Origin of the sequence: Streptomyces sp. NPDC055955, from assembly GCF_042270245.1 — a bacterium.
GTDB lineage: Bacteria > Actinomycetota > Actinomycetes > Streptomycetales > Streptomycetaceae > Streptomyces.
The window spans coordinates 658,869-672,178 of record NZ_JBHJYS010000001.1; the positions used below are offsets into that span (position 1 = coordinate 658,869).

Sequence of the window (13,310 nt, forward strand, 5' to 3'; positions counted from 1 at the left end):
CTCGTGGTTTCTGTGGGGGGTTTGTGGGGGGTTCACTGATGGATCTCACGTATCCCCCGGCAATCTCCGGAAGATCTCCGGGGGTTGGCACGAAACCCTGTCCGATTGACGCGGGCAGATCAAGACCTACATACAGCTGTGACTTGTTCAACAAGCCTTCGTAATAACAATTCGGGCCTCGACCGACACTTCGGACTCCGGGAATTCCCGATAGAGGTAAGGGACTTGAGTCCTCCCGAATGGGGAGCGCGCCCTGCCCACAAGGAGGAGCCGGACCCCCGCAGGCTCACCGGGCAGCACGACGAGACGCACTTGTCGGGCCCATACCTTCGATACGGAGGTGACGGCACGGTGCTGTCACCGCACACAAGGGGGCAGCCCGTCATGGGGAACCGAGACACGCGGGTACGGGGCCTGGCGGCCCGGGCCGGCGGCTGGAGCGTGCGGCACCGATGGGCTGCCGTGGGGATCTGGGTGCTGTTCGTGGTCCTGGCCATGGGGATCGGCTCGGCCGCCGGCCGCGTCGACGTGTCGGACAGCGATCAGCTCCAGGGCGAGACCACACAGGCGGCGCGCATCATCGACGACGCCGGTATCGAGGAGCCCGCGGGCGAGACCGTGCTCGTCCAGGGCAGGGACGGCGATGCGCGGGCGACGGACGCCGGCTTCCGGCGGGCCGTCGACGAGGTCGTGAAGGCGGTCCAGGGCACCGGCGCCGTCACGAACGTGACGTCGCCCTACGACCCTCAGGCGAAGACGATCTCCAAGGACGGCCGCAGCGCGCTCGTCCGGTTCGACATGCGCGGCGACCCCGGCACGGCGAGCGACCGCGTGGAACCGGTGCTCAAGGCCGTCGAGAAGGTCCAGCGGAGCCACGGCTCGCTGCGGATCGAGGAGATCGGCGGCGCGAGCATGGGCAAGACGTTCGAGGACGCCTTCGGCAACGACTTCCAGCGGGCCGAGTACTCGGCGGTCCCGGTCGCGCTCGGCATCCTGCTCATCGCGTTCGGCGCGCTGGTCGCCGCCCTTCTCCCGGTCGCCCTCGCCGTCACCGCGATCATGGCGACGATGGGCCTGATGGGCATCGTCAGTCACCTCCAGCCGATGAGCGACACCGCCAACTCCGTGATGCTGCTGGTGGGTCTCGCGGTCGGCGTCGACTACTGCCTGTTCTATCTGCGGCGCGAGCGCGAGGAGCGGATGAAGGGCCACGACCCGCAGACCGCGCTGCGGGTGGCGGCGGCGACGAGCGGCCGGGCCGTCATCGTCTCGGGTGTCACGGTCTGCGTGGCGATGGCGGGCATGCTGTTCACGGGTCTCGCCGAGTTCCAGGCGATGGGCCTCGCCTCGCTGATGGTCGTGGCGGTCGCCATGGTGGGCTCCGTGACGGTGCTGCCGGCGCTGCTCTCGCTGCTCGGCGAGCGCGTGGAGAAGGGGCGGCTGCCGTTCCTGAACCGCGGCAGGCGGCGTAGCGGGAACGGGGCTCCGGAGGGCAGCCGTTTCTGGCAGGCGGTGCTGCGCGTCGTCCTCGCCCGGCCAGCCGTGTCCGTGGTCGTCGCGATCGGCGCGCTGCTCGCGGTGACCGCCCCCGCGCTCGGCATGAAGACCCAGAACCTCACCCTGGACCAGGAGTTCGGCGACTCGCTGCCGATCGTGGCGACGTACGACCGGCTCAACGACGCGTTCCCCGGCGGCTCCGAGCCGGCCGAGGTGGTCGTCAGGGCCGCCGACATCAACGCGCCCGAGGTGCGGAGCGCGATCGCCGACTTCCGTGCTGCGGCGGTCGGTTCGGGCGCCTCGCGGGGCCCGGTGGCCCTCACCGTGCACGGCCGCGAGAACGTGGCGTTCATCAGCGTCCCGCTGGTCGGCGGCTCCGACCAGGACCGGGCGGAGAAGAGCCTCGCGCTGATCAGGGACCAGGTGCGCCCGGACACGCTCGGCAAGGTCGACGGGGTCGAGGCGCCCGTCACCGGTCAGGTCGCGGGATCGAAGGACTTCAACGACCAGATCGTCGGCTCGGTCGTCCCGGTGTTCGCGTTCGTCGTGGTCTTCGCGTTCCTGCTGATGCTGCTGTCGTTCCGCTCACTGACGGTGGCGATCACCTCGATCGCTCTCAACCTGCTGTCCGTGGGCGCCGCCTACGGCATTCTGGTCGCCGTCTTCCAGAACGGCTGGGGCGCCTCACTGGTCGGCGCGGAGGGCGTGGGCGCGATCATCTCCTGGCTGCCGCTGTTCCTCTTCGTGATCCTCTTCGGGCTCTCGATGGACTACCACGTGTTCGTGGTGTCGCGGATCCGGGAGGCGCGGCTCCAGGGGCGTACGAACAAGGACGCCATCACACACGGCGTGGTGACGACCGCGGGTGTGGTCACCAGCGCGGCGGTCATCATGGTGGCCGTCTTCGCGATCTTCGGGACGCTGTCCATGCAGTCGTTCAAGCAGATGGGCGTAGGCCTGGCGGCCGCGGTGCTCATCGACGCGACGGTCATCCGCGGCATCCTGCTCCCCGCCGTGATGGCGCTGCTCGGCGAGCGGAACTGGTACCTGCCGAAGTGGCTGCACCGGCTGCCCGACCTGACGCACGACGAGGTGGCCGCTCCCCCGCCGCCGGCCGTGGCGGACGAGAGGGTGGGGGTGTGACGACGGCGTACGGCTGAGGTACGCGTCGGGGGTGCCCCATGGACCGGGGGGTCCGGTGGGGCACCCCCTCACGTTCAGGCCGCTGCGGCCCGCCGGCCGCGCTCGGCGAACGAGTCGATCGTGCGCGTGAAGTCGCGCGTCGACAGCAACAGCTTGTAGATGATGGCGAGTTCGAAAGCGAGCAGAAGCGTTCCCGAGACGATCGTCGCCCACAGGACCTGGTCGATCAGCGGGCCGATCATGAAGACGCCCATCTGGAACTCGATCCCGCTGATCAGATGGGTACGGATGCGGTGACGGAGCAGGAACGAGCGCATCCGCAGGTACAGGGGGAAGCGGCTCCTGAACTCCTGGTGCAGGTCGACCACCTGGGGCGCGGGCCGCGGTGCGGCCTCCGCGATCCCCTGGGCCGAGCGTGCCTTCTGGAGGTCCTGCTCGATGTCCGCCTCGGGATTGTCGCGCAGGAGGTCCTCCATGAAGGCGAGCTCGGCCTCGTTCTCGGCGCGCCGAGCCTCCTTGACCCGCTCCTTGATCTGCTTGCGCATGGAGTGGCGGATCTTGAAGATCTCCAGGGAGTTGATGTAGCGCAGGGTGTCGAGGCCGACGACGGCCAGGGCCAGCCAGATGTAGAGCTCGTCACCGGTGCGTTCGTACTGGCCCGCCATGAGCGCGACCCCGCACACCATGACGCGGATGCGGTCGAAGACGAAGTCCAGCCAGGCACCGAAGACCGACCCCTGGCCGGTGAGCCGGGCGACCTTGCCGTCCATGCAGTCGAGGATGAACGACAGGTGGTAGACGACGGCGCCGGCGATGAGCCAGCGCCAGTCGCCCAGCCAGAAGAGGACGGCGGAGCCGAGGCCCAGGACGAAGGCGCCCCAGGTGATCTGGTTCGGGGTGATCCTCGTACGCATCGCCGTCAGCCGCACCAGCGGCGTGGCGACCGGGTCGACGAGGAGCACGGTCCACCACGCGTCCCGTTTCTTCTGGGTGATGCGGCGCACCTCGTCGAGGGGCGGTATGTCTCGGCGCATGGCTGGTCAACTTCCTGGCGTTCGACGTGAGTTCATCTCACGCTAGAAAGCCCTTCATACGAGGTTCAAGTAGCGCAGCGTGCAACCTTTGACCGGGGGTAACGGTCGAACTCCCTGGCCAAGTCGACGACTTCGCCAGGCGCCACCTGCGTTACCCGAGCGTTATGGAATGACCTGACCGTTACCTAAAACGCGCGATCACTTCACGCCTCCCGTGGAACCGGGCCACCGGCCCGCTCGACGAGGTCGACCGCGCGCCGGGTACCTCCCTCACCCGCCATCTCCGCGCGGATCTCCTGGAGGCGGCGTGCCACCTCGGGGTCGGACACCAGGGCGAGCACGGTCTCCCTGAGCTTTTCGGGCGTGGCCTCCTCCATCGGTACGTGGCGTGCGACGCCGAGCCCCTGGAGCATGTCGGCGTTGCCGAACTGGTCGACGGCCTGCGGGACCGCGACCATCGGCGTCGCGGTGGCGAGACCCTCCTGGCTGCCTCCCGCGCCCGCGTGCGTGATGAAGGCGTCGGCCTGCCTGAGGATCGCCAACTGCGGCACCCAGTGGTGCACCTCGACGTTCGCGGGGATCTCACCGAGCTCCTCCTCGTCGACGAACTTGCCGATCTGGAGCACCACATGCCAGCCGGGCAGGTCGCCGAAGGCCTCGATGCAGGCGCGGTAGAAGGCGGGCTGCTTGGTGAAGGACGAACCGAGCGAGACGAGGAGGACGTTCTCCGCGCCGGCCGGACGCTGCCACTCGTCCTGCGCCGCCCTCTCGACCTGGCAGGCGCCCACGAAGGTGTAACGGCTCTCGTCGACCCGGTCGGCGTTCGGCTGGAGCACCTTGGGGATGAGGACCAGGCAGCGGTCGGGGCGGCCCATGAAGTCCTCGACGGAACGGTCGATCCCGTGCGACCGGATCCAGTGCTCGAAGTTCTCGTAGAACGCCTTGCCGCGCGGCGTCTGCTTCAGCGGCTCGAACATCGGCTTGCCGACCTCTTCCTCGTACCCCTCCCAGGCCACGAGGTTCGGTGAGAACTGCACGATCGGGACGTTCCAGCGGTGGGCCAGGACGCGGGCGGGGTAGGCGGTGATGTCGTACAGGACGAGGTCCGGCTCGTCGTTCTCGTAGAGGTCGATGAGCTGGGGCAGCGCCTGGATCGCGTCGGTGAGGAAGGGTTCGAGGTGGTCGATCAGCTCCGTGCCCCACGCGTCCGGGTCGTCGTCGGTGGGCAGCGTCGAGTGCCAGATCTTCGGCTCGGCCCCGGTCTCGGCGACCTTCTCGGCGAACTGCGGCGGGATCGCGTACGTCACGCGGTGCCCGCGGGCGACGAGCTCCCTGATCACCTCGATGCTCGGGTTCACGTGCCCGTGGGCGGCGATGGAGAACATGGCGATATGGGCGTTCCTGGGGACGGTCATGACGCAACCGTAAGTGAGACGAGACGTCTCGTGCAATTTAATTCTCCGCGGAGAACCGGGAGCCGGCCGGCACGGGAGCCGGACCTCGTTCGGGCCGTGGCCGACCTCGGTGGTGACGCCTTCCACGTCGAGGAGCCCGGTGAACATCCGGATGAGGAGGGAGAACGTGAGACAGCCGTGCGCGATGGGCGCGCCGAAGACGAGACGGAGGCCAGGGCCGATCAAAGTTGCCGCCCATGGTTTCCGGGATGCTTCAAGTGCTTCATGCTGAAGCCGACCTCAGGCACCCCTGTGCCGTACGGACCGGCCCAGGAGCCCCGACATCGCTGACGAAGACGCGCCCTGGACCCGCGCGCTGCACGCCGACCCCGGCTGTCTCCGCCACCGGCTCGGGCTGTGCTCGGGCCCGCCGTTCAACGCCACGCTCACGGACAGGAACTGACCGCCCGACATGACCGAGCCGTCGCAGGACTCAGCGGGCGCGGCGCGCAGCCGTTCCGCGGCGGAGCGGCTGCTCGCGGTGCTCGGCGCTTTCGACCACCGCAGGCCCGCCCTGTCGCTCACCGAGATAGGCCGCCGGGCCGGACTGCCGCTGGCCACCGCCCACCGCCTGGTGGGCGAGCTCACCGCGTGGGGCGCGCTCGAACGCGACGCGGCGGGGTGCTACCACGTCGGACTGCGGATCTGGGAGCTCGCGGCGCTGGCCCCGCGCGGCCCCGCCCTGCGCGAGGCCGCGCTGCCCTTCCTCGAGGACCTCTACGAGGCCACCCACGAGAACGTGCACCTCGCGGTGCGCGACGGGCTCGACGTCGTCTACATCGAACGGCTGTCCGGCCGCCACGCGATCGGTGTGCGCAGCCGGATCGGAGCCCGCTGGCCGCTGCACGCGACGGGCGTCGGACTCGTCCTCCTCGCCCACAGCGCCAGGACCGTGCAGGACCAGGTCTGCGAGCGCGCGCTCACCGCCTTCACCCCGCACACCCTGTCGGACCCCGTCCTGCTGCGCCGCGCCCTGGCCGAGGTGCGGCGCACCGGCTGCGCGGTGGCGGACCGCCAGATCACGGACGACGCGGTCTCGGTGGCCGCCCCCGTCCGCGGGCCCGGGGGCGACGTCGTGGCCGCGGTCTCGCTCGTGGTCCCCTCGGCCGGGACACAGCCGCACTCGCTGATCCCGGCCGTACGACTCGCCGGCCGGGGCATCTCGCGCACCCTGGGCTGGCAGCCCTGACGCGTCGGGGCAGAGACGGCGGCGGCCGGTGTCCATGCGCGTGACGTGCGCGGACGTGCCCGGGCACCGGTGCGTCGGGCCGAGTGAGTCGCGGTCCCCGGTACGGCCCGCCGGGAAAGACGGGGTTCGGGGGACGAGAGCCCACGGCCGACCTACCGCGCCGCTTTCTCGGCACTCCGTCGGCCCGGGGTCAGCAGGACGGCGACGTCCCCCGGCCAGGGCTGTGGCGTGCTGCCTTGCACGACGGGATCGAGGCGGCCGTCCCGGCGCACGAGGAACAGCAGATCGCTGCCGGGCGGGAGGCTGTTCCCGGCGGGCCGCCCGAGAACGGCTGCCCCCTCCTCGTACCTGCGCGCGAACGTCTGCCAGGTCAGACCCGGGTCGAACAGCACCTCGCCCCCGGTGAACGGCGCCGTCACTCTCCCCACGGCGTGATCCCCCAGCGCACGGTGTGCTGCTCGCCGGGGCCGAGGCTGACGAGACCGGTGCCGCTGCGGAAGCCGTCCGGGGGGCAGGTCATCGGCTCGACGGCGACCGCTCGACGGCGCTCCTGCGGCGGCAAGGTGTCGCCGGTGTAGAGCTGTACGTAATCTGCGCCCTCGCCCAGCCACACGTCCGTACCGAACGCACCCGACGGGTGGGCCAGGCGCACCACGGCCCGACCGTCCGCGTCCCGGTCGAGGTCCCCGAAAGGGGTGTCCAGCCGGAGCGCGCCGACGGCCCGTGGCGTGCGCAGGTCGTACTCGGTTCCGGCGACCGGCTCGGCGGCCACCGGCAGTCCGCGCTCGTCGGTGCGCAGCCAGGTCCGCGCGGGCACGGTCAGCACCGCCTGGTCGACGACCGCGGTGCCCGGGGTGATGTAGGGGTGCTGGCCGAAGCCGTAGGGCGCGGCGCTCGTGTCGAGATTGCGCGCGGTGACGGCGACTTCGAGCCCCCTCTCGCCCAGCGCGTACTCGGCGCGGACATGGAGGTGGAACGGGTAGCCCGGCTGCGGCCACAGCGCAACCTCCAGGACGGCGTGGCTGCCGCTCGCCTCCACGATCCGCCACGTGACCCAGCGGAGCAGCCCGTGGATGGCGTTGCCGGCGGCCGGCTCGGTGAGCGGCAGCTGCAGATCCTGCCCCTGCCAGGCGTACCGGCCGTCACGGATCCGGTTGGGCCACGGCACCAGGATCTGGCCGCGCCCGCCGCTGATGCGGTCCTGTTCGGCGAATCCGTCGATCACGGCCCGTTCACCGACCGTGTAGGACCGAACGGCCGCTCCCAGCTCCACGACCACGGCACGGTGCGTGCCGTGGCAGAGGGTCAGTTGCCGTCCAGTGCGGCTCTGCTGCACGCGTGGCCTCCTCGGTCCGCCCTGTCGGTGCCTTCGGGCGCCGACCTGGTGGTGGCCCGCGCCGCCGCCCCCTCCCCTCGGGAGCGTGCGGCCCCGCACCGACACCGTCAAGCGCGACACGTTCCCGACGGTGAAATCGCCGGCCCTGTCCGCCCGGCCCACCAACCGGACGTGGACACCCCGTGCACAGCCTCCGCCGCCCGTACGACGGACCCACGGAGGCACCGCGACGCTCCGGCACCGGCCCCTCTCGCCTGTGATCGGCCGACTCCGGCCGGCCCCACTCCCGATGAGGGCCGGCAAGCCGGGTGCGGTGCTCGGCTCCTGCGACCCGGGCCGCTGTCGGGTCGCTTCGGTCGCCCCCGGCCGAGGCCCTCCCCGCGGCGGGCCTGCGGCACGTCACCGCCCCGCGCGAGGCCCTCCCCGCGCGGGGCCCGCGGCACGTCACCGTCGCACCGAAAGAGTGCCCCCGGCGGCCGACGGACCGTCGTCCCGCCAGGCCGCCAGGGGTGAGCGGTCGTCGCCCGCCAGGGCCGAGCGGTCGCCGGCCGCTTCGACGCGCCAGGGCCACCCGCGTGGCCGATAGTGGGAGCAGGGGCTCTGTCGAGACTTCGGAGCAGTCATGGACCGCTACCCTCCCATCGCCGAGCACGGCCTGGTGGGCGACCTGCAGACGGCCGCGCTCGTGTCGTCGCAGGGTGTCGTGGACTGGTTCGCCGCTCCCCGGTTCGACTCCCCCAGCATCTTCGCCGCGCTGCTCGACCACGACGGCGGAGGGTACATGCGGCTGGCCGCCGAGCACCCCGACACGACCTGCAAGCAGCTCTACTACCCCGACACGGCCATTCTGGTGACGCGGTTCATGTCCCCGGACGGGGTGGGCGAGGTGGTCGACTTCATGCCTCCGGACCGGACCCGCACCGCCACCGACCGTCACACCCTGATACGCGTCGTGCGGGCCGTGCGGGGGACCGCTGACTTCACGCTCGAGTGCCGCCCGCGCTTCGACTACGGCCGGGCCGGGCACCAGCTGGAGCTCGGCGAGAGGAGCGGCCTTTTCCGCTCCCCCGACATGGACGCGCACCTGCAGGCCTCCTTCCCGCTGGAGCGGGACGGCCAGGACGCACGCGGCAGGGTGACGCTGAGCGCCGGCGAGTCGGGCGGCGTCGTGTTCACCGTCTGCGCGTCCGGCGGCGAGGCACCCGCCCCCCTCACGGTCGACGGACTCACCGCACAGCTCTACGACGCCGGCCAGTTCTGGCAGGCGTGGTTGCGCCAGTCCCGCTACCGGGGCCGCTGGCCCGAGCTGGTGCACCGTTCGGTCATCACCCTCAAGCTCCTCACCTACGCCCCCACCGGCGCCCTCGTCGCGGCGGCCACCATGGGCCTGCCCGAGCAGGTCGGCGGAGAACGCAACTGGGACTACCGGTTCACCTGGGTACGCGACAGCGCGCTGTCCGTGCGCGCCATGCTGGACCTCGGCTTCGCCGAGGAGGCCACCGCCTTCCTGCACTGGCTGATCGACAGGCTCCAGGAGCGCGAGGGCGCGGAAGGCGAGCCGCTCCAGACGATGTACCGGGTCGACGGCGACCCCGACCTGCCCGAGGAGACACTCGAGCACTTCGAGGGCTACCGGGGCTCCTCCCCCGTCCGCATCGGCAACGGAGCAGCCGACCAGCTCCAGCTGGACATCTACGGCGAGGCCCTCTACGCGTTGTCCCAGGGCCGCGAGATCGCGCAGCAGTCCACCTACCGCGGCTGGAAGGCCATGACCAGGACGCTGGACTGGCTCGCCGAGTCCTGGGACCGGCCCGACGAGGGCATCTGGGAGACCCGCGGCGGCCGCCAGGACTTCACCTTCAGCCGGGTGATGTCCTGGGTCGCCTTCGACCAAGGGCTGCGCCTGGCCGAGCACTTCCGCAGGCCCGCCGACGTGGAGAAGTGGCGCGCCGCGAGGGACGCCATCCTGGAGCAGGTCATGGAACGCGGCTGGAGCGAGCGGGAGAACGCCTTCGTCCAGCACTACGGCGGCGACGTCCTGGACGCTTCCCTGCTGCTCATGCCGCGGGTCCAGTTCATCGCCCCCCGGGACCCGACCTGGCTCGCCACCCTCGACGCGATGGACCGCAAGCTCGTCTCCGACAGCCTCGTCTACCGCTACGACCCGGCGGCATCACCGGACGGCCTGCGCGGCTCGGAGGGCACCTTCAGTCTGTGCACCTTCCTCTACGTCGACGCGCTGGCCCGGGCGGGGCGGCTGCCCCAGGCCCGCTACATCTTCGAGAAGATGCAGACCCATGCCAACCACATCGGGCTCTTCGCCGAGGAGATCGGTCCGAGCGGCGAGCAACTGGGCAACTTCCCCCAGGCGTTCACGCATCTGTCGCTCATCATGGCGGCCACCACCCTCGACGAGGCGCTCGACGCGGAGAGCAGGCGCTGACCCATGGTCACGCACGCCCGTCCGGCAGGACCGCCACGGCTGACCGCCGAGGAGTTCGGCGTGCTGTACCGGGACCTGTGCTCGCGCACCGCCTGGGCCGCGGGTGGCCGCGGCGCTCTGGCCGCGCTGACTTCCGGCCGGGTGCTGGCCGCGACCCGCGAGGTGCGGACCGGCCGGACGGTCACGCTCGCCGCGCCGGTGGACACCGTGCCCGGTCCGGACAATCCGGAGCCCGCCGAGCACCGGATGTACAGGCAGCCGGGGGAAGACACTTCCAGTGGGCTCCACTTCGCGAGGGACAGCTTCGCGATGAACGTGCACGGTGACGCCGAGAGCCACATCGACGCCCTCTGCCACGTGATCTACGACGGCACACTGCACGGCGGTGTCCCGTCGAGCAGCGTCACGGCGGGCGGGGCGACGAGACTCTCCGTCGAGACGGCGCGCGACGGGATCGTCGGACGTGGCGTGCTGTTGGACATCCCGCGGCTGCGCGGCGTGCCCTGGCTCGAACCGGGTGATCACGTGACCGCCGACGACCTCGCCGCGGCCGAGACCGCCCAGAATCTCCGTGTGGCAGAAGGTGACCTGCTCTTCGTCCGTGTCGGCCACCGCCGACGCCGCGCCGAACTCGGGCCGTGGGACGTGGCACATGAGCGCGCCGGTCTTCACCCGTACGCGCTGGAGTTCCTCGCGGACCGGCGGGTCGCCGTGCTCGGCGGCGACGGGAACAACGACACCGCCCCGAGTTCCACCGAGGGCGTCGACTTCCCCGTGCATGTGCTGGCGATCCACGCCATGGGCCTGCACCTGCTGGACTACCTGCAGTTCGAGTACCTGGCACCGGTCTGCGAGGCGGAGGGGCGCTGGACGTTCCTCTGCGTGATCGCCCCGCTGAGACTGCCGGACGCCACCGGCTCTCCGGTCAACCCGATCGCCGTCCTGTGACCGCGGCGCCGACGGTCGTGGTGGTCATGGGCGTCTCGGGATCGGGCAAGTCCACCGTGGGGCTGTTGCTCGCGCGGCGGCTCACGACGCCCTTCCTGGAGGCGGACGACGTCCACCCGGCCGCGAACCGCGCCAAGATGGCCGCGGGGCACCCGCTCGACGACGAGGACCGCCGGCCGTGGCTGCTGTCCGTCGCCGCATGGATCCGGGAGGCGACCGACGCCGGCCAAGGCGGGGTGGTGGCGTGCTCGGCCCTCAAGCACGCGTACCGGGATCTGTTCCGCGAGGCAGGCGCGGGGACTTGGTTCCTGTATCTGGCGCTCGACCGTGCGAGCGCCGGCCGACGGGTGGCGGGCCGTGCGGGCCATTTCATGCCCGGCCGGCTGGTGGACTCCCAGTACGCCGCCCTCGAGCCGCTGCGGCCGGACGAGCCCGGCCTGACCGTCGACGCGGCGGCCGACCCGCGGACCATCGTCGACCGGGCGGTGCACGCCGTGCGGGAATTGAGGTGACCGGCGCCTGAACGACTGGGCCGGGTCGCCGCCACCCGACCCACCCGATAGTTTGGAAATGGCGCAACATGTCCTTATTGCGCAAGCGTTCGTACGGAACAGCGCAGCTCAGAGACCCCGGACAGGCGCCACGGCCAGGACCGCCGACGACTCCTAGAACGGGACCCTCTCATGGCCGACGATCAGCACTACGACGTCATCATCATCGGCACGGGGGCGGGGGGCGGCACGCTCGCCCACCGGCTGGCCCCCACCGGAAAACGGGTCCTGATCCTGGAACGCGGCGGCTACCTGCCACGGGAGCGGGACAACTGGGACTCCACAGCCGTCTTCGTCAAGGGCAAGTACCGTGCCCCGGAGTTCTGGTACGACAAGCACGGCAAGCAGTTCCCCCCGGAGGTCAATTACTACGTCGGGGGCAACACCAAGTTCTACGGCGCCGCGCTCTTCCGCCTCCGGCCCGAGGACTTCGGCGAACTGCGCCACCACGACGGCGTCTCCCCGGCGTGGCCGATCCGCTACGAGGACCTGGAGCCCTACTACACCCAGGCCGAACACCTCTACCTGGTGCACGGGCGGCACGGCGAGGACCCCACCGAAGGACCGGCCGGCGCGCAGTACGCCTACCCGCCGGTCGAGCACGAGGCGCGCATCCAGCAACTCAGTGACGACCTGGGAAAGGCAGGCCTGCACCCGTTCCACCTGCCGATCGGCGTGAACCTCACCCAGGACGAGAACGGCCGGGCCACCCATGACAGCGTCTGCATCCGCTGCGACCGCGTCGACGGCTTCCCCTGCCTGATGGGCGCGAAGTCCGACGCGCAGGTGATCTGCGTCGACCCGGCACTGACGCACGACAACGTCACGTTGGTGACGGAAGCCGATGTGAGGCGTCTGGAGACCGACCCGACCGGACGCACCGTCACCAGGGTCGTCGCCGAGTTCGCGGACGGGGCGACGGAGGGATTCAGCGCCGACATCGTGGTGGTCGCGGCCGGCGCGGTCAACTCCGCCGTCCTGTTGCTGCGTTCGGCCAACGACCGGCACCCCGGCGGGCTCGCCAACAGCTCGGACGTGGTGGGACGCCACTACATGCGCCACAACAACCTGGCCCTGATGGCGGTGTCGAAGGAACCGAACCCGACCGGATTCCAGAAGACCCTGGCGCTGAACGACTGGTACCTGGGCGCGGACGACTGGGAGTATCCGCTCGGCGGCATCCAGATGCTCGGCAAGTCGGACGCCGAGCAGATCCACGGCGAGGCACCGCGCTGGGCCGGTGCCGTCATGCCCGACATGCCCTTCGAGGTGCTGGCGCACCATGCCGTCGACTTCTGGCTGTGCGGAGAGGACCTTCCGCTGCCCGAGAGCCGAGTCACCCTGGACAAGGACGACGCCATCCACCTGGCTCTCGACGAGAACAACAACACCGCCGGGCTGAAGCGGCTCCAGCACAAGCTGCAGGGGATGCTCGGGCACCTGGGCATGCGCGAGCACCACCTGTTGGATCACAGCATCTACCTGCACAAGGGCATGCCGATCGGCGCCACCGCGCACCAGGCCGGCACCGTGCGGTTCGGCGAGGACCCGAAGAGTTCCGCCCTCGACGTCGACTGCAAGGCCCACGACCTCGACAACCTCTACGTCGTGGACACGAGCTTCTTCCCCAGCATCGGAGCGGTGAACCCGTCGCTGACTGCGATCGCCAACGCCCTGCGGGTCGGCGATCACATCGCCGGCCGCCTGCGCTGACG

The 13,310-nt window shown here is 70.7% G+C and carries 10 protein-coding genes; 6 read left to right on the forward strand and 4 right to left on the reverse strand.

From position 1 onward, the window contains the following. The first annotated feature begins 384 nt into the window (after nt 1–384). The gene (locus ACFC96_RS02765; protein ID WP_376609768.1) at nt 385–2,640 is read left to right on the forward strand and encodes an MMPL family transporter; all 2,256 of its coding nucleotides are present in this window, start codon (nt 385–387) and stop codon (nt 2,638–2,640) included. Between the two features lie 74 nt (nt 2,641–2,714). On the opposite strand, the gene ACFC96_RS02770 is transcribed toward ACFC96_RS02765, so the two are convergent. Further along, on the reverse strand, nt 2,715–3,674 hold the full coding sequence (locus ACFC96_RS02770; RefSeq protein WP_376609770.1) for a CDP-alcohol phosphatidyltransferase family protein: 960 nt from the start codon (nt 3,672–3,674) through the stop codon (nt 2,715–2,717). A 203-nt stretch (nt 3,675–3,877) separates the two neighbouring features. Further along, on the reverse strand, nt 3,878–5,089 hold the full coding sequence (mgt, locus tag ACFC96_RS02775) for a macrolide-inactivating glycosyltransferase (protein ID WP_376609772.1): 1,212 nt from the start codon (nt 5,087–5,089) through the stop codon (nt 3,878–3,880). A gap of 451 nt (nt 5,090–5,540) precedes the next feature. Between mgt and ACFC96_RS02780 the strand changes: the two genes are divergently transcribed. Next, on the forward strand, nt 5,541–6,317 hold the full coding sequence (locus ACFC96_RS02780) for an IclR family transcriptional regulator (RefSeq protein ID WP_376609774.1): 777 nt from the start codon (nt 5,541–5,543) through the stop codon (nt 6,315–6,317). A gap of 152 nt (nt 6,318–6,469) precedes the next feature. On the opposite strand, the gene ACFC96_RS02785 is transcribed toward ACFC96_RS02780, so the two are convergent. Together ACFC96_RS02785 and ACFC96_RS02790 are read right to left on the reverse strand one after the other, a co-directional pair. Next, the gene (locus ACFC96_RS02785; RefSeq protein ID WP_376609776.1) at nt 6,470–6,745 is read right to left on the reverse strand and encodes a hypothetical protein; all 276 of its coding nucleotides are present in this window, start codon (nt 6,743–6,745) and stop codon (nt 6,470–6,472) included. Beyond that, complete coding sequence (locus tag ACFC96_RS02790; RefSeq protein WP_376251133.1) at nt 6,733–7,653, reverse strand: aldose 1-epimerase family protein; 921 nt, start codon at nt 7,651–7,653, stop codon at nt 6,733–6,735. Before ACFC96_RS02790 ends, ACFC96_RS02785 begins: the two co-directional genes overlap by 13 nt. Nucleotides 7,654–8,275: 622 nt before the next feature. Between ACFC96_RS02790 and ACFC96_RS02795 the strand changes: the two genes are divergently transcribed. The 4 genes from ACFC96_RS02795 to ACFC96_RS02810 all read left to right on the forward strand — a co-directional run bounded on the left by ACFC96_RS02795 (nt 8,276) and on the right by ACFC96_RS02810 (nt 13,308). Continuing rightward, the gene (locus ACFC96_RS02795; protein WP_376609777.1) at nt 8,276–10,096 is read left to right on the forward strand and encodes a glycoside hydrolase family 15 protein; all 1,821 of its coding nucleotides are present in this window, start codon (nt 8,276–8,278) and stop codon (nt 10,094–10,096) included. Between the two features lie 3 nt (nt 10,097–10,099). Continuing rightward, a complete protein-coding gene (locus ACFC96_RS02800; RefSeq protein WP_340459626.1) occupies nt 10,100–11,044 on the forward strand; it encodes a cyclase family protein in 945 nt (314 codons plus the stop codon). Between the two features lie 26 nt (nt 11,045–11,070). Then, nucleotides 11,071–11,556 (forward strand): gluconokinase, encoded by a 486-nt coding sequence (locus ACFC96_RS02805; protein WP_376224573.1) that lies wholly within the window; start codon nt 11,071–11,073, stop codon nt 11,554–11,556. Between the two features lie 171 nt (nt 11,557–11,727). Beyond that, nucleotides 11,728–13,308 (forward strand): GMC oxidoreductase, encoded by a 1,581-nt coding sequence (locus tag ACFC96_RS02810; protein ID WP_376251127.1) that lies wholly within the window; start codon nt 11,728–11,730, stop codon nt 13,306–13,308. The last annotated feature ends 2 nt before the right edge of the window (nt 13,309–13,310 follow it).

Coding starts and splice junctions, on each gene's coding strand:
- ACFC96_RS02795 (WP_376609777.1), top strand. CDS start 8,276: ATGGACCGCTACCCTCCCATCGCCGAGCACGGCCTGGTGGGCGACCTG.
- ACFC96_RS02810 (WP_376251127.1), top strand. CDS start 11,728: ATGGCCGACGATCAGCACTACGACGTCATCATCATCGGCACGGGGGCG.
- ACFC96_RS02805 (WP_376224573.1), top strand. CDS start 11,071: ATGGGCGTCTCGGGATCGGGCAAGTCCACCGTGGGGCTGTTGCTCGCG.
- ACFC96_RS02780 (WP_376609774.1), top strand. CDS start 5,541: ATGACCGAGCCGTCGCAGGACTCAGCGGGCGCGGCGCGCAGCCGTTCC.
- ACFC96_RS02800 (WP_340459626.1), top strand. CDS start 10,100: ATGGTCACGCACGCCCGTCCGGCAGGACCGCCACGGCTGACCGCCGAG.
- ACFC96_RS02770 (WP_376609770.1), bottom strand. CDS start 3,674: ATGCGCCGAGACATACCGCCCCTCGACGAGGTGCGCCGCATCACCCAG.
- ACFC96_RS02765 (WP_376609768.1), top strand. CDS start 385: ATGGGGAACCGAGACACGCGGGTACGGGGCCTGGCGGCCCGGGCCGGC.
- mgt (WP_376609772.1), bottom strand. CDS start 5,089: ATGACCGTCCCCAGGAACGCCCATATCGCCATGTTCTCCATCGCCGCC.